Here is a 19,832-nt window from a genome sequence, read left to right on the forward strand (position 1 = left end):
GCCTGTCCCGAAACCGAAAACCGACTGTCGGAACTCAACTGTTTGAAGGAACGTCCCATGAATAAGACTGTTACCGTCACCCTGGCTGCCCTGCTCTGCGTGGGCGCGGCCGCTTGCTCCAAGAAGCAGGTCAAGCCGGTCGCTCCGACCGAATCGCAGCCGGTCACGCAGACCCAGGCTCCGACCAACGACGGCAAGTACCAGCCGTCCGACCTCGACACCGACGCTTGCCTGCGTCAGCGCGTTGTGTACTTCGACTTCGACAAGAACGACGTCAAGCCGGAGTTCCAGCAGATCATCGCTTGCCACGCCAAGTACCTGCAGGATCGTCCGCAGTCGGCCATGACCCTCGAGGGTAATACCGACGAGCGCGGCACCCGCGAGTACAACCTCGGCCTCGGCGAGCGTCGCGGCAATGCCGTCTCCAGCGCTCTCCAGGCGGCTGGTGGTTCGGCTGGTCAGGTCAACGTCACGAGCTACGGCAAAGAGAAGCCGACCTGCCGTGAGCACAACGATGACTGCTGGGCCAAGAACCGTCGCGTTGAGATCGTCTACACCGCGAAGTAAGTAATGAAGAAGACTCTGGCTACCAGCTTTACGGCCAGGCTTGGCATGGCGGGCGCTCTTGCGTCCGCCATGCTTTTTGGTCTGCCCGCCACCGCGCAGGACACGCGCCTCAGTCTCGCCGATCGCGTCGCGCGGCTCGAGCAGCAGTCGCAGGCCCAGGCCGGTTCGACCACACTGGTCAATCAGGTCAACGATCTCCAGCAGCAGGTGGCTCAGCTGCAGGGTCAGATCGAAGAACTGCAGCACCAGAACCAGCAACTCCAGGATTCCCAGAAGGCGCAGTACGCGGATGTCGATTCGCGTCTGGGCCGTATCGAAAAGGGTGGCGCCGCGCCTCAGGGCCAGCAGCCCGCCGCACCCGCCGCACCGCAGGCCTCCGCCGCGCCGCCTGCCGCCTCGCAGCAGGGTCCGGCCGCCCAGGCCGCTGCCGCGGCCCCGACGGCAGCAGGCGCCGCTTCCGCTCCCGCCAGCGGCGACCAGCAAGCCGCGTACGACGCGGCGTTCAAGTCGCTTCGTGGCGGCGATTACGTCACCGCATCGCGTGGTTTTCGCGACTTCCTGATCAAGTATCCGGACAGCCCGCTCGCGCCCAACGCTTACTACTGGCTGGGTGAGTCGTACTACGTCACGATGAACTACCCGGTGGCGATCGAGGCGTTCCAGCGGCTGGTCAAGCAGTACCCGCAGAGCGACAAGGTCTCCGACGGCCTGCTCAAGGTCGGCTATTGCCAGATCGAGCTGAAGCAGCAGGACGCCGCCATTGCCACGCTCAAGCAGGTCACGGCGAAGTATCCCGGTTCCAAGGCTGCCGGCCTCGCACAGGAACGCCTGCGTCGTCTGCAGCGCCAGACGGCCAACTGATCCCATGAACGGCAGCACCGCAATCCCGGCGGACGTCTCGCCGGTCGCGCCCGTCGCGGAGCGGCTGCGGATCACTGAGATCTTCCACTCCGTCCAGGGCGAAGCCGATGCGATTGGCTGGCCCACGGTATTCGTGCGCCTGACCGGCTGCCCCTTGCGCTGCGTCTGGTGCGATACCGAGTATTCGTTCCACGGCGGCCAGTGGCACGACATCGATGCCATCGTCGCCGAAGTCGCCAGCTACGGGACCCGCCACGTCTGCGTGACCGGGGGCGAGCCGCTGGCGCAGAAGCGCTGCCAAATCCTGTTGCGCAAGCTCTGCGACGCCGGGCACGACGTGTCGCTTGAGACCTCCGGTGCGCTCGATGTCTCCGCGGTCGATCCGCGCGTCCGTAAAGTCATGGACCTGAAGGCCCCTGACTCAGGCGAGAGCGCACGCAATCTCTGGTCCAACCTCGATCACCTGTTGCCGCATGACCAGGTCAAGTTCGTGATCGCCAGCCGCGGCGACTTCGAGTGGTCGCGTGACGCGGTCCGGGAACACCGCCTCGATAGCCGGGCGATGTGCCTGTTTTCGCCGGTGTGGGGCAAGGTCGAGCCACGCGAGCTGGCCGAGTGGATCATCGCCGAACGCCTGCCGGTGCGTTTCCAGCTGCAGTTGCACAAGCTGCTATGGAACGATGCGGCCGGCCACTGAAACGTCTTTAGAAAGGTACCGCCATGAATACGCCGAACCCCTCCCGCAAAGCCGTGATCCTCGTCTCCGGCGGCATGGACTCCGCGGTGACCATCGCGATGGCCCGCGAGCAGGGATTCGACGTGTATGCGCTCAGCGTCGCCTATGGTCAGCGTCATAGCTCCGAGCTGGAGGCGTCGGAGCGGGTCTCGAAGATGCTCGGCGCGGTTACGCACAAGACGGTCCACGTGGACTTGCGCAGCATCGGCGGGTCGGCGCTGACCGCCGATATCGACGTGCCCGAAGATGGCGGTGAAGGTATCCCGGTCACCTATGTGCCCGCCCGCAACACCATCATGCTGTCGATCGCGCTGGGCTGGGCCGAAGTACTCGGCTCGACCGACATTTTCTGCGGCGTCAACGCCGTCGACTATTCCGGTTATCCGGACTGCCGCCCGGCGTTCATCGAGTCGTTCGAGGCTCTGGCGAATGTCGCGACCAAGGCTGGCGTCGAAGGGGCGGGCATCCGCATCCATGCGCCGCTGATGCAGATGGGCAAGGGTGACATCGTCCGCGAAGGCATGCGTCTGGGTGTGGATTTCTCGGCCACGGTCAGCTGCTATCAGGCCGACGCCGAGGGCAGGGCGTGTGGTCACTGCGATGCATGCCGGCTGCGTGCCGAGGGCTTCGCCAAGGCTGGCGTGCCGGATCCTACGCACTACGTCTGAGTGCGGGGTTTTCGCCGCGAATGGTGGGTCGTGCCGGATTCGAACCGGCGACCTACGGATTAAAAGTCCGCTGCTCTACCAACTGAGCTAACGACCCATACGCGCGAAGCCGCCTAGTTTAGTCGGCGGGCAGGGCAGCGCACAACCCGCCTCGTGGGCTGATTCAGGTCGTGGCGACGATCGCTTCCACGTCGCGGCCCGCGTCACGCCATGCGCCCAGGCCGCCGGTCAGTGGCCGGACGTTGCGGAAGCCGAGCTTGCTGAGCCGTTCGGCCACCTTCGCGGCGGAGACCTCGTTGGGGCACGAGCAGTAAATCACGACCGCACTGTGCCGCGGCAGGGTGGCGATATCCGCGTCCGCGGTCGCGAAATCGAACAGGCGGGAGCCCGGGATCACGAACGGGTCGTCGCGTCGGCTGATGGCCGAGCGCACGTCGACGATCAGGGCGCCGGGTTCGCTGGCCAGCAGCAGCGACAGTTCGTCGACCGAAATCCGGGACTTGCGCAGCTGTTGCAGCAACAGGGAGCGTCGCGCGTAGCGAAAGCCGATCCACAAGACGATACCGATCGCGGCAACGGCCGCCATGCCCAGTCCGAACTCGCGGAGGAGTGCCAGAACGGCGTCGATCTGCCGGTAGAAAAGCATGCCTGCCGAGAGGCCGACGGCGATCCACAGGGAGGCGCCGAGCAGGTCGTAGAGCGTGAAGCGCACGAACCGGGTATCGCCCGCACCCGCGATAGGAATCGCCACGAGCGACAGCCCCGGGATGAACCGGGCGACCAGCAGCAGCTTGACGCCCCGCTTTTCGAAGAATCCGCTAGCGCGCCGCACGCAGGTGTCGGGCGAGAGAGAAATGCGGCAGAGGCCATCGAGCACGCGGTAGCCGAACCGGCGTCCGGTCAGAAACCACGCCGCGTCACCCAGGAAGGCACCGGCCAGCGCGGCGGCGAACGTCGCCATGATGAGCAGCGGATCGCGCGAGGCCACGAGGGTGCTGCCGACGACGATGAGCGTCGGCATCGCTGGTACGGGCAGCCCGATGGCGCCCGCGAATACGCCGAGAAAAGCGACCGTTGGCGCTGTGTCCGACCAGTTGATGCTCGCCACGCCCGCCACCCTCGAAAAAGGTCCTGATGCTCACGCAACGATACGCCGGTCGGGCGTCCGCGGACAGGTAGCGTGTCTCAGGACGCGGCGTGACGGATCAGGGCGGACACGACACCGCGAGGTGCGGGTCCGATGGCTGCGCGGTCCAGCTGCACCCAGAACAAGGTGCCGCGTCCCGGGCTGGATCGCACGCCGATGTGGCCGCCGAGGGTATCGGCGATGCGGCGCGCCACGGCGAGGGCGAGTCCATAGCCAGGCTGGCCGGGGAGGCGCGTGAACTCCTCGAACAGGCGCGCCTGTTCCGCCGGCTCGACGCCCATGCCGTTATCCCGTACCTCCAGACGAATGGCGTCACCACGACGTCGTATCGCCACCAGTACGCGACCATGCGGTGTGCTGAGTACCGCGCACGACACCAGGCGGTTGAGCAGCTCGACCAGCAGGGCGCCGTCGGCATGGAAAGGCAGCCGTCCGCCACGCCAGCGCACGTCGACGCCAAGTCGCATGGCGTCCGCTTCGACATGGGAGCGGACCCGGACGAAGAGGTCGGCTGCCAGCACCACCGTCGGCGTCGGCTCGACGGCGCCGGCGTCGAAGCGCGCCATCTCGAGCAGCCCGTCGAGCAGTTCGGTGAGGCGCGTCAGGCTGGTGCGCATCTGGCCGAGCACCGCACGCTGGCGCAGGTCCTCCCCCGGTTGCATGCCCGCGACAAACAGGGAAAGTGCCTGTAGCGGCTGCCGGAAGTGGTCACCGACCTGCTCAACGAAACGGGTGTGCCGGGCTATGTCCTGCAACCGCTGGCGAAGCGCGTCCGCCATGGCGGCATCGTGCCGCGCGCGAAGTTCGACAAGCTCGTCCAGCAAGGCATCAATGGCCCGCAAGGGGGCGTCCGGTGTGCCGGCGTGGGTGCCGCGCGGATGAAGCGCGTGTTCCAGGCGTGCGCGCAGCCGCTCGATCGGCTGCGCGACATCGCGTTCCACAGCGCGTTGCGTCAGGAAGAACACGCCGCAGACACCTGCGCCGAGCAGGAGACACATCAGGGTCGCGGCGGTGCGCCTTTCGCGTAGTGCGGACGCATCGGACACCGTTTCCAGCTCCCCTGCGGCGGTGCTGAGGCGAACGTGGAGCCCATGACGATCCGGCGCATCGCGCCCGCTGGTGACGATCAGGTCGGGTGCATCATCGCGATAAAGGGTCGCGCGCTGCGTCGGCGCGCTGCGCGACAGCGCTCGGGTAAGCGCGTCGCGAAGGGCGTCGTCGCCCGTGACGCCGTTGACGGCGCCGGCGAGCCTGACCGCCTGGATACGCGCTACGGCGTGCGCCTCCGATCCCAGCGCGCGAAGTTGCATCACCGCGAGGGTGGCCGTCATGGCCAGGGCGACGACCGTCATCGGCAGCAGCCCTTTGAGGACGAGCTGGCGGCGCAACGACACGATCCTTCCTGGCAGGTGCAGCGACGCGTTCATGGGTTGCCTTGTGGCACCGGACTCCATGACGAATCTATGAAACGCGTGTTCGTGACGCGATAGACAAGGGGGCTTAGTCCTTGCGGCTTAGGTCTTACGGTCTATCACTTGCCGCGCAGCCGGGCGACGAGCGCGTGGTGATCGGATTCGATCTTATGAAAGCGCGTCTCGCGCGCGCCCTCGCTTACCCACTGCGCGCTGGTGGCCCGGCGTTTCTCCAGCGCGTATTCGATGTCGGCGAAAGCTACGAGGTCAGCGTTGCTCGCCGGTGCGAAGCCGCTGATGTCGTGGATCAGCTTCAGGTTGGCTTCCTCACGGGTGCCGTCTTTCCCCTTTCCGTAACCCGTAATGAAACTCGCCACACGGTCGCGCAGCGATGCCGGTAGATCGTTGCGAATGACGATCACGGCATGCGGTATCAGCGAGGATTTCCAGATGACGCGCAGCCGGGCGTACTGATCGGGAAAATGTTGCTGGAAACGTTCGAGATCGGCCGTGTTGTTGGTCGCGACGTCGGCTTCGCCGTTGGCCACGGCCAGCGCGTTGTTCTGATGGTTGTCGATATGCACGCTGGCGAAGAACGTATCGGAATCGACGCCCCGGGCGGCGAAGAGCTGGGTTTCCGGGACGAGGTAACCCGACGTCGACAGCGCCTCACCGCGCGCGAACCGCCACTTGCCCGGTCGCGAGAACAGCTGCTCCAGATTGCCGATGCGCGAATCGGATGCCACGATCAGTTCGGCGTAATAGCCCTTCGATCCGTCACCGCGGGTGAGTCGGCCGATCACCTGCATGTTCTGTTGGGTCACCGCGTCCAGGGCCAGCCGCCCCGACAGGAAGGCGATGTCCACGCGCTGCTCGCTGATGGCCTGGGCGATGCCTTCGTAGGTCGTTACGGAGACGGCGCGAATAGGCCGTGCCAGAGCTTTATGAAGATCGTCGAGCAGAGGCCGCCAGGCTTCCAGCGACTCGACGGGGCCGCCGATGGGCAGGATGCCGAAGGTCAGCGGCGCATCGGGGTCGATGTCGTTCCTGTCGCGGGGTGACGCTGGTGAAGGGGCGATCCACAGGGCGCACAGAAACCACGCGGTCAACCACCCGCGCGCCCAACGTCCTGCCGCGTTCCTCACGCCTGCCTGCATCGCGCCCGCCCCGCGTCACACCCTGGACCCGAGCTTACGCCGGATCCCGGTCGAGAATGTGCCGGCCGTCAGTCGCCCAGATGCTGGGCGGCCACGAGGGCCTCCAGCCGGTTGCGCACGTGCAATGCACGGAAGATAGCGGCCAGATGGATTTTTACCGTGCCCTCGCTGATGCCCAGTTCGCGTGCGATCAGCTTGTTCGGCCGTCCCTTCGCGAGCAGCTTGAGGACGTCGATCTGGCGGTCCGTGAGGACCGCAGCCAGGCGCTCCTTGGTGGTCAGCCCGTCGCTGCCGTTGCCCTGAAACGCGAAGGCGGGCACAGGCGTCGAAGCGGCCGCCTTCATCGCCTCCGGCGGTATGTAGATTCCCCCTCCCACGACGAGCCGGACCGCGCTGAGGATGACGTCGGGCGGTGAGGATTTCAGGATGTAACCCTGGACGCCCAGATCGAGCACGTGACGGATCGCGGCGGAATCTTCCGTGCCGGACAGCACGATCACGGCGCGCTTCTGCGCGGTGTGGGCGCCGATCAGGTCCGCGGCATGCCGTCGTTCGTCTTCCGTGAGGTCGCTGCTCGCCCTGTCGCCGACGGTGACCCGGTCCTCCGCATCGGCAAGCGTGTCGAGCGCCTCCTTGATGTGCTCGACGCCATTGGCGCCGGGCATGGCCATATCGATCAAGGCGAGGTCGGGCAGCGGTTCGCGAGCGAGTTGCGCCCGGAGCTGCGCCACGCTTTCGGCCTCGACGAATTCGACGTGGTCACCCAGCTCGCGAAGCTTCAGCTTCACCCCTTCAATGATCAGACGATGATCATCCGCGATCAAGACACGCATGCCACTCCTCCGCCCGCACTGCCACAGGCATCCCCGTTCCCCGGACCATAGCCCTCCTGCCGGTCGTCGGCAAGCAGGCCATCCGGCTCAGACGGGTGCATGATGGACAGCCCACGCGGAAACCATTACTTCGTGGAGGCGTTCGGGCGAAACCGGTTTGAACAGTACCTGCGTGGTGCTCGCATCGACGTTGCGCAGAAAGTCGCCGCGTGTCTCGCCAGTGATCAGCACGCGCGCGAAGGGAGGCGCGTCGCCGGGGCGTCGTCGGTAATAACGGTCGAGCAGGGCGATGACGTCCAGCCCGGTACCCTCGCGCAGCCGCAGATCCGAGATGACGATGTCCGGCGGCTGTATCCACTGGTGCACCGCTTCCATGGCCTGCTGAGCGTCCTCCGCCGTCATGACCTCGCAGCCCCAGCTGCCGAGCAGATAGCTGATGCCGGCGAGGATGCTGGGCTCGTCGTCGATCACGAGGACCCGCATGCCGGCGACGTCACGCGTGGCGGCGGGCGCCTGCGAGGGCGTCTGGCGCGGCTCCAGGGTGCCGGCCTGGGTCTCGGGCAAGGTGATCGAGAACACGCTGCCCTTGCCTGGCCGGGAACGCACGGACGCTTCACTGCCAAGCAGGCCGGCCAGGCGCTGCACGGTCGAGAGGCCCAGCCCGAGGCCTCGTCGCGTTCCTTCCGGCCGGCCGGTTTCGGGGCCGCTTTCCACACGATAGAACTCGTCGAAGATGTGCCGCAGATGTTCGTCGCCGATGCCGAGTCCCGTATCCCAGACGTCGATCCTCACCCGGCCGTCGAGCCGCTTGCGGGCGCCGACCAGCACTCCGCCACAGCGGGTATAGCGCAAGGCGTTACTGACGAGGTTGTTGAGGATGCGCGCCAGCATCGTGCGGTCGCATCGCACCCACAGGCCCGTCGTGCGGACGACCAGTCGCAGATCGTGCTGCTCGGCGACCATGCGGAAATTCACGCTGACCTCTTCGAACACGTCATCGAGCGCGACGTCGCGGATCACCGCCGGCATGGCGCCGGTCTCGAGGCGGGACAGGTCCAGCAGTTCGCTGAACAGATGATCCAGCGCATCCACGCACTCCTGGATGTGCGCGATACGGTTGAGTCTCAGCGGATCGTATTCATCCACCGCAAGGCCCGAGGAGAACAGGGTGAGGGCATACAGGGGCTGGCGAAGGTCGTGGGAGGCGGCGGCCAGAAACCGGGCCTTGGCCACGCTGGCAGCTTCCAGTGCCGCATTTTTCCGGGCCAGCTCTTCGGTGGCGGCGGCGATTTCCCGTTCCATACCGATCTGGGCATGCAATAGCTTCGACGCGGCGCCATTGAAGCCGCGCTGGAGATCGCCGATTTCGGTGTCGTCGGTGACCGGGACAACGACGGTACGGTCGCCCAGGCCGAGCTGTCGCACGGCGATCGCCAGATTGCGCAGCGGCGCGCTCAGCCAGCGCGCGGTCGACCAGCCGATCATGACGGCGATGAACAGGCTGAGCGCCAGCCAGAGCAACGCGTTGTGCATGCTGGCGCGCTGCGCGGCGATGGCGTCCTCGACGCTGACGTCTACCGTTACCGACCCGACCACCCGGTGGGTCAGGGGATCGAGCACCTCGCGCGCCACGGTCAGGCTGTCGTCATCGCCGATCGTGCCGTTGACGCGGTCGGCGAGGATTTCGCCGTCACGGTCGCTGATCCTTACGCGCGATACCTGAGGGAGCTGAACGATGGACTGGGCGATACGGGCGATTTCGCGGCGCTCACCGGTGCGCAGGGCATCTCCTGATACCGTGGCGGACTGCTGTGCGATGGCGTCCGCCGTCGAGCGGCCCATCTCGTGCAGAGTATCCATCTGATGCCGGGTCAGCAGCGTCACCAGCAGCAAGGCGCTGATCGCCGTGGGCACGAGCGCGACGCACGTGAGGCGCTGCACGAGCGACGTGCGACGCCACACCTTTTCCAGCCATGACGAAGTCGACACGTCGCGCATGAACTCCCCCGGCGGGCCTCTCCCAGGCGCCGCGAGGCTACAGCCTAGCGCAGTTCCGCCGGCTCAGTCGCGGCGAAGGCGTGCCCGGACGGAGCGAGCCGCCAGCGGCAGCAGGCTGACGATCAGAAAGGCGCACAGCGGCAGCAGGATGCGGGGGTCGATCAGACTGAAAGGCGCATCCCCGCCCAGCGTGGAGGCCAGGCCGGCACCGATCGCGCTCTCGATCACGAGCGACACGGTGCCGCCCAGCCAGGTGGCGGCGGTGAACAGCCACAGGGGGCAGCGGAGCCAGGCCAGCACGACGGTCATGGCGCCCAGTGGCACGACGGGAACGAAGCGCAAGGCGAACGTGTAACTGACCGGTCGCCGGGCATAGCCCTCGCGAACGCGCCGTGCCAGATCGGGCGGCTGGCGCCCTCCGTGACCGAAGGCATGCCGGCTGGCGGCATAGAGAAGCAGGGAGCCGGCCACCAGGGCCAGCGAAGACAGGGCACTGCCCTCGGCGATGCCGAAGAGCAGTCCGCCGGCCAGAACGATGACGATCGTACCGGGCACACCGGTCGCGATGGCCAGCGTCAGCAGCACGGCATACGACACACGGGAGAGCACGGGATGGGCGGCGATGCTCGCGCGTAGCATGCCTTCCTCCGCCAGCAGGTGACTGGGGTGAAGGCGGTCCAGTGCGCCACTGGCGAGCGCGATGACGCCCGCCAGCACCATCAGGGCGAGAGGCAGGGCGGCGCGCCAGCGTTTCACCGGGTGAGCATCCGGATCAGTAGGCGACGCCGGATTCGCCGTAACGGCGCAGGACGTCGCGAGCATCGTCGCGGCGGATGTCCCGGCGCACGGCGATGCCGCGACGCTCGAGTTCACCGATCCAGTCGGCGGGCAGGGGACCTTCGTCGAACGGCGTGAGCTCCTCGACGTCCGCCGATCGGGCACCGATCAGCAACTCGTCGACGCCCGCCCACACGGTGGCGCCGTAGCACTGGCAGCAGGGCTGCGAACTGGTGGCGAGCACGAAGCGTGAGCCGTCCTCGTTGAGGCGGAAACGCTGCATGCGCTGCTGGGCCGTCATGTACGCCATCATTTCCGCGTGCGCGACGGAGCAGCTATGCGGCACGACCCGGTTGACGCCGACGGAGACGATCCGGTCGTTGGCATCGAACACCGCGGCACCGAACGGGCCGCCCGTGGCGAGATCGACGTTACGCGACGACAGCTCGATGGCGAGGCCGACCTTGGCCTCGTCACCGGCGTACGTCACCGACGTGTCGACCGCTTCGTGGACCCAGGCGGGCAGCGTGAGATGGACCTGTGCGTACAGCATCAGGCCTGCTTCGCCCACGAATCGCGCAGGGTGACGATCCGGTTGAATACCGGCGCGTCGTGCGTGTGGTCGTGCATATCGGCCACGAAGAAACCCAGCCGTTCGAACTGCACGCGGTCCTCCCGCGCGGCAGCGGCGGCCGCGGGTTCGACGTAGGCATGCACGATCCGACGCGAGTTCGGGTTGATGTGGTCCTTGTACGTCTTGCCGTCGCTGTCGTCGTCCGGATCGGTGACATCGAACAGGCGGTCGTACAGGCGCACGACGGCCGGGACGGCATCGCGCGCGCTCACCCAGTGGATCGTGCCCTTGACCTTGCGATCCGCACCCGGCATGCCGGTGCGCGACTCGAGATCGAGCGTGCAGCGCAGTTCGGTGATGGTGCCGTCCGCGTCCTTGATCATTTCGTCGCAACGGACGATACCGACGCCACGCAGGCGCACCTCGCCGTCGGGCTTCAGACGATGGAATCCCTTGGGCGGGACTTCAGCGAAATCCTCGCGCTCGATCCACAGCTCGCGCGAAAACGGCACGCTGCGGCTGCCGAACGATTCGTCCTTCGGATGATTCGGGAAGGTGAGCGATTCCGCATGCGCGGCATCGAGGTTGGTGATGACGAGCTTGACCGGATCGATCACGGCCAGGCGACGCGCCGCGGTCACGTCGAGGTCTTCACGCACGGCGCCTTCGAGCACGCTCATGTCGATCGTGCTGTTCTGCTTGCTCACGCCGATGCGTTCCCAGAACAGGCGGATGCCGGCGGGCGTAAAGCCGCGGCGACGCACGCCCGCGATGGTCGGCAGGCGTGGATCGTCCCAGCCGTCCACCAGATTTTCGGTCACCAGCGTGATCAGCTTACGCTTGCTCATCACCGTGTAATTCAGATTGCCACGGGAGAACTCGATCTGGCGCGGCTTGCTCGGGCTCGTCGGCAGACCGGCGTCGACCAGCGGCTGCCAGAGCGCCGCATCGTTGGCCAGATCGACGTGGTCGACGCACCAGTCGTACAGCGGACGATGGTCTTCGAATTCCAGCGTGCACAGCGAATGCGTGATGCCTTCGAGCGCGTCCGACAACGAATGCGCGAAGTCGTACATCGGGTAGATCGGCCACGCGTCACCGGTATTCTGGTGGTGCACCTTGCGCACGCGGTAGAGCGCCGGGTCGCGCAGGTTGATGTTGCCCGAGGCCATGTCGATCTTCGCGCGCAGCGTCTTGCTGCCGTCGGCGAATTCACCGGCGCGCATGCGCTGGAACAGATCGAGGTTTTCCTCGATGGAGCGGTCGCGGAACGGCGAGTTGCGCCCGGGCTCGGTGAGGGTGCCGCGGTATTCGCGCACTTCGTCCGCGGAAAGGTCATCGACGTAGGCGACTCCCTTGCGAATCAGCTTCAGCGCCGAACGGTAGAACACCTCGAAGTAGTCCGAGGCGTGACGCAGTTCGGCCCACTCGAAGCCGAGCCACCTGACGTCGCGCTGGATGGCCTCGACGTACTCGACGTCCTCCTTGGAGGGGTTGGTGTCGTCGAAGCGCAGGTTGCAGACGCCCGTGTAGTCGGTGGCGAGACCGAAGTTCAGGCAGATCGACTTCGCGTGACCCAGGTGCAGATAGCCATTGGGCTCCGGCGGGAAGCGCGTGCGGATAGCCGCGTGCTTGCCGGATGCCAGGTCGTCGCGGACGATCTGGCGGATGAAGTTCTGCTGCAGGACGGGCGTTTCGGTCGACATCGCTTAGGCTCGGAAAGAAGGGCGCGGCAAACGTCCGAGTTTACCTTTGTTGGGCCCGCGACGCTTGCCGTCGAGGCACGGCGCGGGGTAGCTTGGGCCCATGCGCATCGCTTACCACGCCGAGACCCTGATCGACGCCCACCTCGTGAAGGACGCGCTCGAGCACGCGGGTATACCGGCGTTCATCGCGGGCGAGTTCCTCACCGGGGCGGTGGGTCAGCTCCCGGCGCGCGATTTCGTCGCCGTCATGGTGCCCGACGCGGCGACCGAGGCCGCCGGGAGCATCGTTCGCGCGATCGACAGGCAGCTCGTGGAAGCTCGCGCCAGCGTGGCCGACGACGACGATCTCGACGACAGCGTTATCCTGCCGGCCTGAGCCGCCGCCCCCCTTCTTCAGGAAAGCTCCATGTCGTTCATTTCCCACCTCGTCCGGGACGTCCCGGATTTTCCGCGTCCCGGCATCATGTTCAAGGACATCACGCCGCTGCTGGCCGACGCCACCGCCTTCGCCGCGTGCATCGACGCGCTCTGTGAACCCTGGCGTGGCCAGGGCATCGGCGCTGTCTGCGGCATCGAATCGCGCGGCTTCATTTTCGGCGCCGCCATGGCCCGCGCACTGGATGCCGGCTTCGTCCCCATCCGCAAGGCCGGCAAGCTGCCGCCGCCGGTGGTGGGTCTCGACTACGGCCTCGAATACGGACTGGATCGCCTGGAAATCGGTACGCAGGCCTTATCGCCGGGCGAGAGAGTCATCGTGGTGGACGACGTCCTGGCGACGGGTGGCACCCTGGAGGCCGCGCGTCGGCTGGTCGAGCGGCTTGGCGCCGAAGTGCGGGGCGCCAGCGTCGTCATCGAACTGGCAGGCCTGAACGGTCGGGCCAGATGGGTAAGCGACGCCCCTTTGCATGCCCTGATCGGGTCCTGACGGCCGCGATCAGCGGCTCGCCGGCTTCTCTTCGCGCAGGTCTTCGACGAGCACGATTTCGCAACCACCCGCGCCGGTGTCCTCGCGGGTCAGTGAAGTATTCCAGTGCCACCCGTCGTCGCGATCGACGTCGACGAGGAAGCCTTCGAAGTGGACCACCTCGCCGGGGCGTACATCGCGCAGTTCCCGGGCGGCATTGTCGTTAGCCGGGATCATGTGCATGTTGGCGCTGGAATCCTCGATCTCGCGGCGCGGGATCGGGAAGTGGTCGGTGTACCAGAAGTAGAACCGGTTGGACTGCGAGATGCGGATCTTGTCCAGTACGGCATTGTCCGACATGCGCCCCCAGCCCAGGGCGAGGTCCGTCGGCGCGATGGGCGCGAGATCGTCCAGCTGATAATCCTCGCGCGACAGGACACGCCCGCTCATCGAGAATTTCGCGCGCGGCGTGAGCGTGAAGCGTCCGCGCTTGAGCAGGGTGCCCGAGCCCAGCGCTTCCTGATCGGGTATGTCGCCCGCGACGATGCCAGGGGCGTCATGCACGGGACGATGCCGCCACCAGGCATAGCCGCCCCAGCCACAGATGATCAGCAGAAGGACGAGCCAGACACGCATGCGACGAAACCGTCAGAGGGATGGAGAGGCAACGGCCGGGCGGCCGTCCGGTTGACGCGCCCCCGTCCCTCGCGGATGGAAGAGGTCGGCGGGCAGGTCGCGGACGATCCCCGCCAGCGCTTCGAAGAACGGCGTCATGGCCGAACTCTTGCGCCACAGCATGGCGATCCGGCGGCTCGGCGCGGGCGCCTCGAAGGCGATCAGGTCGACGTTCGGCGACTGGGCGACCGGCGCCTGCACGGCAAGCGCCGGGAGCAACGTGATGCCGACGTTGGCGGACACCATCTGGCGAAGCGTTTCCAGACTGGTCGCGCGGAAGCCGGTTTTCTCGCCCGCGCCCGCGAGGTGGCATACCTCCAGCGCCTGATCGCGCAGGCAATGCCCGTCCTCCAGCAGCAGCAGGTTCTGATCGGAGAGATCGTCCATGCGCAGGGCGCCGCGCCCGGCCAGCGCATGCCCGCTGGGCACGGCAAGCACGAAGGGTTCCTCGAAGAGGAACTCGACGTGCAGGGAGTCGTCGTGAACGGGCAGGGCGAGGATCCCGGCGTCGAGGGTACCCTCGCGCAGCATGTGCAGCACCTGCTCGGTCTTTTCCTCACGCAGGAGAAGTTCGAGTCGCGGGAAACGTGCCCGTAGCTGCGGAATCACGTGCGGAAGCAGATAAGGGCCGAGAGTCGGGAAGATGCCCAGGCGAATCGTGCCTGACTCGGGGTCCCGGGTTCGCTGCGCGATCGACTTGATCTCATCGATCTGCGACAGCACGCCGCGCGCGCGACGGGCGATTTCACCGCCGGTCTCCGTAAGCAGCACTTTCCGCGGGGTACGCTCCACCAGCGCTACGCCCAGCTCGTCTTCCAGCTTGCGGATCTGGGTGGACAGCGTGGGCTGGCTGACGAAGCTAGCCTCCGCCGCCCGGCCAAAATGGCGGTACTCGGCGAGGGCGACGAGATATTGAAGGTCTCGCAGGTTCATGGCGACGGGCTCTGGACGTTCGCAATAGTCACAGCCTATCACATTGATGCCTACAATCGATTTGAGATATCTGTCCGGCCCCGCTAACCTTAGCTTTCAGTCGCGTCACCAAGCGCGCAATGAGTTCAACACCCCTCAACGGAGAGTCGTAACATGCTGACCATTGGCGATAAGTTCCCCGAGTTCAACCTGCTGGCTGTCGACGGCGGCCCGCTTGCCAACAAGATCGAAGACGCGTTCACGACCATCTCGGACAAGTCGTACGAGGGCAAGTGGAAGCTCGTGTTCTTCTACCCGAAGGACTTCACCTTCGTCTGCCCGACCGAAATCAAGGGTTTCAGCGACCTCAACGAGAAGTTCGCCGACCGTGACTGCCAGATCCTGGCCGTGTCGACCGACTCCGAGTTCGTCCACCGCGCCTGGCGCATGGACCACGCCGATCTTAAGGACCTGACGTTCCCGATGCTGGCGGACATCAAGAAGGACCTGACCTCGGCCCTCGGCATCCTGACCTCGGACGGCGTCGCCCAGCGCGCCACGTTCCTCGTCGATCCGAACAACGAGATCCAGTTCGCCTACGTCACCGCCGGCTCGGTCGGTCGTAACCCGGACGAAGTGCTGCGCGTCCTCGACGCCCTGCAGACCGACGAACTGTGCGCCTGCAACTGGAAGTCCGGCGACGAGACCCTCAAGGTCGCCTGAAGTACCAAGCGTTGAAAGTCCCGCGCCGCTTCCCTCCCTCCCCCGCGCGGCGCGGGCACCCTGTGTAGGAGCGCACCTTGCGCGATGCGTGCTCGCGATGACCTCGGGTCGCGCGCAGGGCGCGCTCCTACACGCTCTTTTCGTTACTTCCCGAATTCTTTGCGGCGTGCCTTCGGCGCGCCCCGCGTGAACCGGTGCCCGCGCTCCGAGCCATTCCGCGACCTATCCGCACGTCTTTCATTACGATCAGGAGCACACCGATGAGTATTGCCGATCTTCGCAGCCAGCTTCCCGAGTACGCCAAGGACCTCAAGCTCAATCTCGACTCCGTGTTGAGCGAAGCGGGCGCCCCGGGCCTCAACCTCGCCCAGATCTCCATGGTCGCCCTCGGCGCCGCGTTTTCGACGCGCTACAAGCCGCTGACCGAAGCCGTCGCGTCGTTCGCCGCCGAGCACGCCTCGGCCGAGCAGCTGACCGCCGCCAAGGGTTCGGCCGCGATCATGGGCATGAACAACATCTATTACCGCTTCCAGCATCTGGTCAGCCACCCGGAATACGCGACCATCCCGGCGAAGCTGCGCATGAACGTCATCGGTGCGTACAAGGGCGATGCGAAGAACGACTTCGAGCTCGTCTCGCTGGCGGTGTCGGCCGTCAACGGCTGCGGCATGTGCATCGATTCTCACGACAAGGTGCTGCGCGACGGTGGCGTTTCCGTTCAGGCGATTCAGAGCGCCGTGCGCATCGCGTCGGTGATTCACGCCGTGGGTGTGGTGCTCGAGCAGGCGGAAGCCGCCGGCTGATCCGAGGCGGACGACTGTGACCCCGAAAGGCCGCTTAACGCGGCCTTTTCTTTTCGCCACGACGGCCCGGCGCCGGTTTCTGACGCGCCGCAGCGAGCGGGGGGTGCCTTCTGGCACTGTGTCGAAGGTCACCCCTGTTCCCAGGATGGGGGATTACCCACAGGGGAGTCCCACCCACCATGCGTCGTCTCGTCCGTCCTCTCGTTCTCACCGCGCTCGCCGCCTGCTGTGGCGCCGCGCTCGCCGCCGGCACGGACGCCGCGCCGCCCACCGGCCATCTTCCCACCTGGGCCAAGCCTGAAAGCTACAAGCTCTCCTTCAAGGTCGACCCCAGGCAGGAAGACTATGCCGGTTCGTCGACCATCAGGATCAAGCTGACGCAGTCGTCGGACTTCGTCTGGCTGCACGGCAAGGAGCTGAAGGTCTCCAGGGTCACCGTCACCGACGCCGCCGGCAAGAAGCACACGGGCAAATACACCGTGGCCGCGGAGAAGGAAGGTGTCGCCCGTGTGGATCTCGGTGCGAAGCTCGAAGGCGAGATCACCCTCGCCATCGAATTCACCGCGCCGCTCAACAAGCAGCTGCAGGGCCTGTACAAGGTCTCGCACGAAGGTGTGCCGTACGCGATGACGCAGATGGAGCCGGTCTCCGCGCGCTACGCCTTCCCCGGTTTCGACGAGCCCTCGTTCAAGGTGCCGTTCGACATCAGCCTGACCATCCCCTCCGACGAACAGGGCGTCGCCAATACCGCCCAGATCAAGGAAGAAAAAGCCGGCGCCGGCTGGAAGACGCTGACCTTCTCCACCACCAAGCCGCTGCCGACGTACCTCGTCGCGTTCGCCGTCGGTCCGTGGGATGTGGTCAAGGGCCCGGACATCTCGCCGACCCAGTACCGCACCACCGCCACCCCGCTGCGCGGCATCGCCGCCAAGGGCGAGGGCCACCGCATGGAGCACGTGCTGGGCGAGACCAGCTCGATCATTCACACGCTCGAGGACTACTACGGTTTCGGCTACCCGTACGACAAGCTCGACCTGCTGGCCGCACCGGACTTCAGTGCGGGCGCGATGGAGAACGCCGGGCTGGTCACGTTCCGCGACTGGCTGCTGCTGATCGATCCGGATTCCGCCGCTCAGTACGTACGCGGTTCGTTCAATGTCAACGCGCACGAGCTGGCCCATCAGTGGACCGGCGACACCGTGACCATGGCCTGGTGGGACGACCTCTGGCTCAACGAGGCCTTCGCCACGTGGATGCAGCAGAAGGTCACGACCAAGGTGCACCCGGAATATCGCGCCGATCTCGATCGCGTGCGCGGTGCCGAGGGCGCGATGAACAACGACAGCCTGGTCAGCGCGCGAAAGATCCGTCAGCCGATCACCGGCAATGGCGACATCGAGACCGCGTTCGACGGTATCACCTACCAGAAGGGTGCGGCCGTACTCGGCATGTTCGAGGGTTATGTCACCGACCCGGTCTTCCAGAAGGGCATGCGTGCCTATATCCAGAAGCACAAGTTCGCCAACGCCACGGCCGACGATCTGATCGATGCCATCGCCGAGGCGGCCGGTCAGGGCGATGCGTTCAAGAAGGCCTTCCGTAGCTTCCTCGACCAGTCCGGCGTGCCGTATGTCACGACGGAAGTGAAGGTCGAAGGCGGCAAGACCGTGTTGCATCTGGCGCAGAGCCGTTACCTGCCGCTCGGCAGCACCGGCGACGCGAGCCGCGTCTGGGGCGTGCCGATGTGCGTCCGTTACGGCACCACGGGTGGTGCGAACAAGGTCAAGTGCGAACTGCTCGACCAGGCCACCGGCACGATGGTGCTCGATGGCGCGACGAAGAACACGTGGGTGCTGCCCAATGCCGACGGTCGCGGCTATTACCGCTTTGCCCAGAGCAAGGCCGATCTCGCCGCGCTGACCAAGGTAGTCGGTACGCTGAGCGACGCCGAGCAGCTGGCCTATGCGGATGCCGTCCGTGCGGCGTTCCAGCACGGCGATCTCGATGCCGGCGACGTCCTTGCCGCCATGAAGCCGCTGACCGCGTCGAAGACCCGCGAGGTGTTCACCGCACCGCTGATGACGTTCAGCTGGATATTCAACAACGAAGCGTCGACGGACGCGCAGCGTGCGCATCTGCGCAAGTGGGCGATCGACGCCTACCTGCCCAAGGTGCAGAGCCTCGGCTTCCGCAAGAAGCCCGGCGAGCCCGACAACGACACGCTCACCCGTTCCGCGTTGGTCGGCTTCCTGGGCGACGACGACATCGCCGAGAAGTCGGTGCGTGCCGAACTGCTCAAGCAGGGCGATGCGGCTCTGAAGAGCAAGGACGGTCATCTCGATCTCGAAGCGGCCGACCCCGACCTGCTGGCCGATGCCCTCGGCGTGGCGGTGCAGGAGCGTGGCGCTCCCGCGATCGACGCGCTGATCGCCGAGATCCCGAAGACGTCGGACCCGGCCAAGCGAAATGCGATGCTGTCCGCGCTCGCGTCGACCAAGGATCCCGTGCTGGCCAACAAGGCACGTGACTTCTCGCTCGGCAAGGACGTCAAGGTCGGTGAGATGGCGTCCATCCTTCGCGGCGGTCGCGCCACGGAAGCGACCCGTAACGATCTGTGGAAGTGGTTCACCGCGAACTACGACAAGATCGTCGCCCGCACGGGCAGCTTCGCCGGCGGCAGGCTGCCGGAGATGGCAGCCGGTGGCAGCTGCTCGAAGGAGGAAGCCGACCGTCTGGACGCGTTCTTCAAGCCGCGTCTGGGTCAGGTCAGCGGCGCGGAGCGTGGTCTGGCGCAGACCAGCGAGCAGACGCTGCTCTGCGCGGCGTTGAAGGCCAAGCAGGACCCGAAGACGATCACGCGCTGATCGATCTTTGTGGGTGATGTACGAAAGCCGGGCGAGCGATCGCCCGGCTTTTTTTGTTGTCCGGGATGCCTCAGCGAATCTGGAAGCTCACGCGCGCAGGTGCGCCGACGCCGTTCGGTATCACCATGTACTCGAAGTTCCCACCTTCCCGGCCACTTGCCTCCCAGGTACGACGGTAGCCAATGACGGTGCCACGGCCGTTGCAGGGGTTCGGCCGCCCGCCGACGTGGCAGAGCGCCTCTGTGCGGATCTCGCGAAGCGGGCTGCCGAGCAGTCGAGCCTGTGCATTTCGGCCGTAGCCGATGTCGTCGGTGGCGATACGCATCCAGGCGCCGCCGTGATCGCGAGCGGTCGACGATCGACCTTCGACGAGTTCGGCACCCGCCCTTGCTGAGTGCACCCAGGAAACGTAGGCGCGTGTCAGGTTGTTGCTGTGCGGCGCTGCGGAGATGGGACAGGCCGCGAGAAAAGTCGCGGCGATCACGCATGCTTTCATGACGAATCCTTCTTCGTAG

At 66.1% G+C, this 19,832-nt stretch carries 20 protein-coding genes and 1 tRNA gene; 9 read left to right on the top strand and 12 right to left on the bottom strand.

Annotation, left to right across the window (positions count from 1 at the left end):
• Positions 1-57: 57 nt before the first annotated feature.
• Genes pal through queC form a run of 4 tightly spaced genes read left to right on the top strand, consistent with a single transcriptional unit; the run spans position 58 to position 2,832 of the window.
• Positions 58-567 (top strand): peptidoglycan-associated lipoprotein Pal, encoded by a 510-nt coding sequence (gene pal, locus J2X57_RS10950; protein WP_036110655.1) that lies wholly within the window; start codon positions 58-60, stop codon positions 565-567.
• Positions 568-570: 3 nt separating this feature from the next.
• Positions 571-1,428 (top strand): tol-pal system protein YbgF, encoded by an 858-nt coding sequence (gene ybgF / locus J2X57_RS10955; RefSeq protein ID WP_197062424.1) that lies wholly within the window; start codon positions 571-573, stop codon positions 1,426-1,428.
• A 4-nt stretch (positions 1,429-1,432) separates the two neighbouring features.
• Positions 1,433-2,125: a 7-carboxy-7-deazaguanine synthase QueE gene (queE, locus tag J2X57_RS10960; RefSeq protein ID WP_036110660.1), complete on the top strand. Its 693-nt coding sequence runs from the start codon at positions 1,433-1,435 to the stop codon at positions 2,123-2,125.
• A gap of 23 nt (positions 2,126-2,148) precedes the next feature.
• Positions 2,149-2,832: a 7-cyano-7-deazaguanine synthase QueC gene (queC, locus tag J2X57_RS10965; protein ID WP_309866937.1), complete on the top strand. Its 684-nt coding sequence runs from the start codon at positions 2,149-2,151 to the stop codon at positions 2,830-2,832.
• A gap of 21 nt (positions 2,833-2,853) precedes the next feature.
• Here the strand turns inward: queC and J2X57_RS10970 are convergent.
• The 9 genes from J2X57_RS10970 to J2X57_RS11010 all read right to left on the bottom strand — a co-directional run bounded on the left by J2X57_RS10970 (position 2,854) and on the right by J2X57_RS11010 (position 12,436).
• Positions 2,854-2,929: transfer RNA gene (locus J2X57_RS10970), tRNA-Lys, on the bottom strand.
• Positions 2,930-2,995: 66 nt separating this feature from the next.
• Complete coding sequence (locus J2X57_RS10975) at positions 2,996-3,940, bottom strand: DedA family protein/thiosulfate sulfurtransferase GlpE (protein ID WP_197056491.1); 945 nt, start codon at positions 3,938-3,940, stop codon at positions 2,996-2,998.
• A 77-nt stretch (positions 3,941-4,017) separates the two neighbouring features.
• Positions 4,018-5,406 (bottom strand): HAMP domain-containing sensor histidine kinase, encoded by a 1,389-nt coding sequence (locus J2X57_RS10980; protein ID WP_309866943.1) that lies wholly within the window; start codon positions 5,404-5,406, stop codon positions 4,018-4,020.
• Between the two features lie 104 nt (positions 5,407-5,510).
• On the bottom strand, positions 5,511-6,500 hold the full coding sequence (phnD, locus tag J2X57_RS10985; RefSeq protein ID WP_052191375.1) for a phosphate/phosphite/phosphonate ABC transporter substrate-binding protein: 990 nt from the start codon (positions 6,498-6,500) through the stop codon (positions 5,511-5,513).
• Positions 6,501-6,616: 116 nt separating this feature from the next.
• Complete coding sequence (locus J2X57_RS10990; protein WP_309866946.1) at positions 6,617-7,381, bottom strand: response regulator transcription factor; 765 nt, start codon at positions 7,379-7,381, stop codon at positions 6,617-6,619.
• An 87-nt stretch (positions 7,382-7,468) separates the two neighbouring features.
• The gene (locus J2X57_RS10995; RefSeq protein WP_036110672.1) at positions 7,469-9,379 is read right to left on the bottom strand and encodes a hybrid sensor histidine kinase/response regulator; all 1,911 of its coding nucleotides are present in this window, start codon (positions 9,377-9,379) and stop codon (positions 7,469-7,471) included.
• Between the two features lie 63 nt (positions 9,380-9,442).
• The gene (locus J2X57_RS11000; RefSeq protein WP_309866951.1) at positions 9,443-10,135 is read right to left on the bottom strand and encodes a VTT domain-containing protein; all 693 of its coding nucleotides are present in this window, start codon (positions 10,133-10,135) and stop codon (positions 9,443-9,445) included.
• A gap of 16 nt (positions 10,136-10,151) precedes the next feature.
• On the bottom strand, positions 10,152-10,709 hold the full coding sequence (locus J2X57_RS11005) for a nucleoside deaminase (protein ID WP_036117141.1): 558 nt from the start codon (positions 10,707-10,709) through the stop codon (positions 10,152-10,154).
• Complete coding sequence (locus J2X57_RS11010; protein WP_036110679.1) at positions 10,709-12,436, bottom strand: glutamine--tRNA ligase/YqeY domain fusion protein; 1,728 nt, start codon at positions 12,434-12,436, stop codon at positions 10,709-10,711. Before J2X57_RS11010 ends, J2X57_RS11005 begins: the two co-directional genes overlap by 1 nt.
• 100 nt (positions 12,437-12,536) lie before the next feature.
• Here J2X57_RS11010 and J2X57_RS11015 point away from each other — a divergent pair, with 100 nt between their 5' ends.
• Positions 12,537-12,812: a DUF2007 domain-containing protein gene (locus tag J2X57_RS11015; protein ID WP_309866954.1), complete on the top strand. Its 276-nt coding sequence runs from the start codon at positions 12,537-12,539 to the stop codon at positions 12,810-12,812.
• 30 nt (positions 12,813-12,842) lie between these two features.
• A complete protein-coding gene (locus J2X57_RS11020) occupies positions 12,843-13,361 on the top strand; it encodes an adenine phosphoribosyltransferase (protein ID WP_079522641.1) in 519 nt (172 codons plus the stop codon).
• 9 nt (positions 13,362-13,370) lie between these two features.
• Here the strand turns inward: J2X57_RS11020 and J2X57_RS11025 are convergent, their stop codons facing one another.
• Together J2X57_RS11025 and oxyR are read right to left on the bottom strand one after the other, a co-directional pair.
• Positions 13,371-13,976, bottom strand: a complete 606-nt coding sequence (locus J2X57_RS11025; RefSeq protein WP_043695652.1) for a hypothetical protein — start codon at positions 13,974-13,976, stop codon at positions 13,371-13,373.
• 12 nt (positions 13,977-13,988) lie between these two features.
• Positions 13,989-14,948: a DNA-binding transcriptional regulator OxyR gene (oxyR, locus tag J2X57_RS11030; RefSeq protein ID WP_079522640.1), complete on the bottom strand. Its 960-nt coding sequence runs from the start codon at positions 14,946-14,948 to the stop codon at positions 13,989-13,991.
• 153 nt (positions 14,949-15,101) lie between these two features.
• Here oxyR and J2X57_RS11035 point away from each other — a divergent pair, with 153 nt between their 5' ends.
• The 3 genes from J2X57_RS11035 (at position 15,102) to J2X57_RS11045 (ending at position 19,317) form a co-directional block, all read left to right on the top strand.
• Entirely contained in the window at positions 15,102-15,650 is a 549-nt protein-coding gene (locus J2X57_RS11035; protein ID WP_036110690.1) for a peroxiredoxin, read from the top strand.
• Between the two features lie 260 nt (positions 15,651-15,910).
• Positions 15,911-16,453: a carboxymuconolactone decarboxylase family protein gene (locus J2X57_RS11040; protein WP_043695646.1), complete on the top strand. Its 543-nt coding sequence runs from the start codon at positions 15,911-15,913 to the stop codon at positions 16,451-16,453.
• Between the two features lie 179 nt (positions 16,454-16,632).
• Positions 16,633-19,317: a M1 family metallopeptidase gene (locus J2X57_RS11045; RefSeq protein WP_309866962.1), complete on the top strand. Its 2,685-nt coding sequence runs from the start codon at positions 16,633-16,635 to the stop codon at positions 19,315-19,317.
• A gap of 70 nt (positions 19,318-19,387) precedes the next feature.
• On the opposite strand, the gene J2X57_RS11050 is transcribed toward J2X57_RS11045, so the two are convergent.
• On the bottom strand, positions 19,388-19,813 hold the full coding sequence (locus tag J2X57_RS11050) for a DUF4879 domain-containing protein (protein WP_309866965.1): 426 nt from the start codon (positions 19,811-19,813) through the stop codon (positions 19,388-19,390).
• Positions 19,814-19,832 lie beyond the last annotated feature (19 nt).

This window comes from Luteibacter sp. 1214 (assembly GCF_031455395.1).
GTDB lineage: Bacteria > Pseudomonadota > Gammaproteobacteria > Xanthomonadales > Rhodanobacteraceae > Luteibacter > Luteibacter mycovicinus.

Excerpts from the sequence above, each read along its gene's own strand:
- pal (WP_036110655.1), top strand. The coding sequence starts at position 58 with ATGAATAAGACTGTTACCGTCACCCTGGCTGCCCTGCTCTGCGTGGGC.
- queC (WP_309866937.1), top strand. The coding sequence starts at position 2,149 with ATGAATACGCCGAACCCCTCCCGCAAAGCCGTGATCCTCGTCTCCGGC.
- J2X57_RS11050 (WP_309866965.1), bottom strand. The coding sequence starts at position 19,813 with ATGAAAGCATGCGTGATCGCCGCGACTTTTCTCGCGGCCTGTCCCATC.
- J2X57_RS11035 (WP_036110690.1), top strand. The coding sequence starts at position 15,102 with ATGCTGACCATTGGCGATAAGTTCCCCGAGTTCAACCTGCTGGCTGTC.
- ybgF (WP_197062424.1), top strand. The coding sequence starts at position 571 with ATGAAGAAGACTCTGGCTACCAGCTTTACGGCCAGGCTTGGCATGGCG.
- oxyR (WP_079522640.1), bottom strand. The coding sequence starts at position 14,948 with ATGAACCTGCGAGACCTTCAATATCTCGTCGCCCTCGCCGAGTACCGC.
- J2X57_RS11040 (WP_043695646.1), top strand. The coding sequence starts at position 15,911 with ATGAGTATTGCCGATCTTCGCAGCCAGCTTCCCGAGTACGCCAAGGAC.
- queE (WP_036110660.1), top strand. The coding sequence starts at position 1,433 with ATGAACGGCAGCACCGCAATCCCGGCGGACGTCTCGCCGGTCGCGCCC.
- J2X57_RS11015 (WP_309866954.1), top strand. The coding sequence starts at position 12,537 with ATGCGCATCGCTTACCACGCCGAGACCCTGATCGACGCCCACCTCGTG.
- J2X57_RS11005 (WP_036117141.1), bottom strand. The coding sequence starts at position 10,709 with ATGCTGTACGCACAGGTCCATCTCACGCTGCCCGCCTGGGTCCACGAA.
- J2X57_RS11010 (WP_036110679.1), bottom strand. The coding sequence starts at position 12,436 with ATGTCGACCGAAACGCCCGTCCTGCAGCAGAACTTCATCCGCCAGATC.
- J2X57_RS11020 (WP_079522641.1), top strand. The coding sequence starts at position 12,843 with ATGTCGTTCATTTCCCACCTCGTCCGGGACGTCCCGGATTTTCCGCGT.
- J2X57_RS10980 (WP_309866943.1), bottom strand. The coding sequence starts at position 5,406 with ATGAACGCGTCGCTGCACCTGCCAGGAAGGATCGTGTCGTTGCGCCGC.
- J2X57_RS10990 (WP_309866946.1), bottom strand. The coding sequence starts at position 7,381 with ATGCGTGTCTTGATCGCGGATGATCATCGTCTGATCATTGAAGGGGTG.
- J2X57_RS11045 (WP_309866962.1), top strand. The coding sequence starts at position 16,633 with ATGCGTCGTCTCGTCCGTCCTCTCGTTCTCACCGCGCTCGCCGCCTGC.
- J2X57_RS10995 (WP_036110672.1), bottom strand. The coding sequence starts at position 9,379 with ATGCGCGACGTGTCGACTTCGTCATGGCTGGAAAAGGTGTGGCGTCGC.
- J2X57_RS11025 (WP_043695652.1), bottom strand. The coding sequence starts at position 13,976 with ATGCGTGTCTGGCTCGTCCTTCTGCTGATCATCTGTGGCTGGGGCGGC.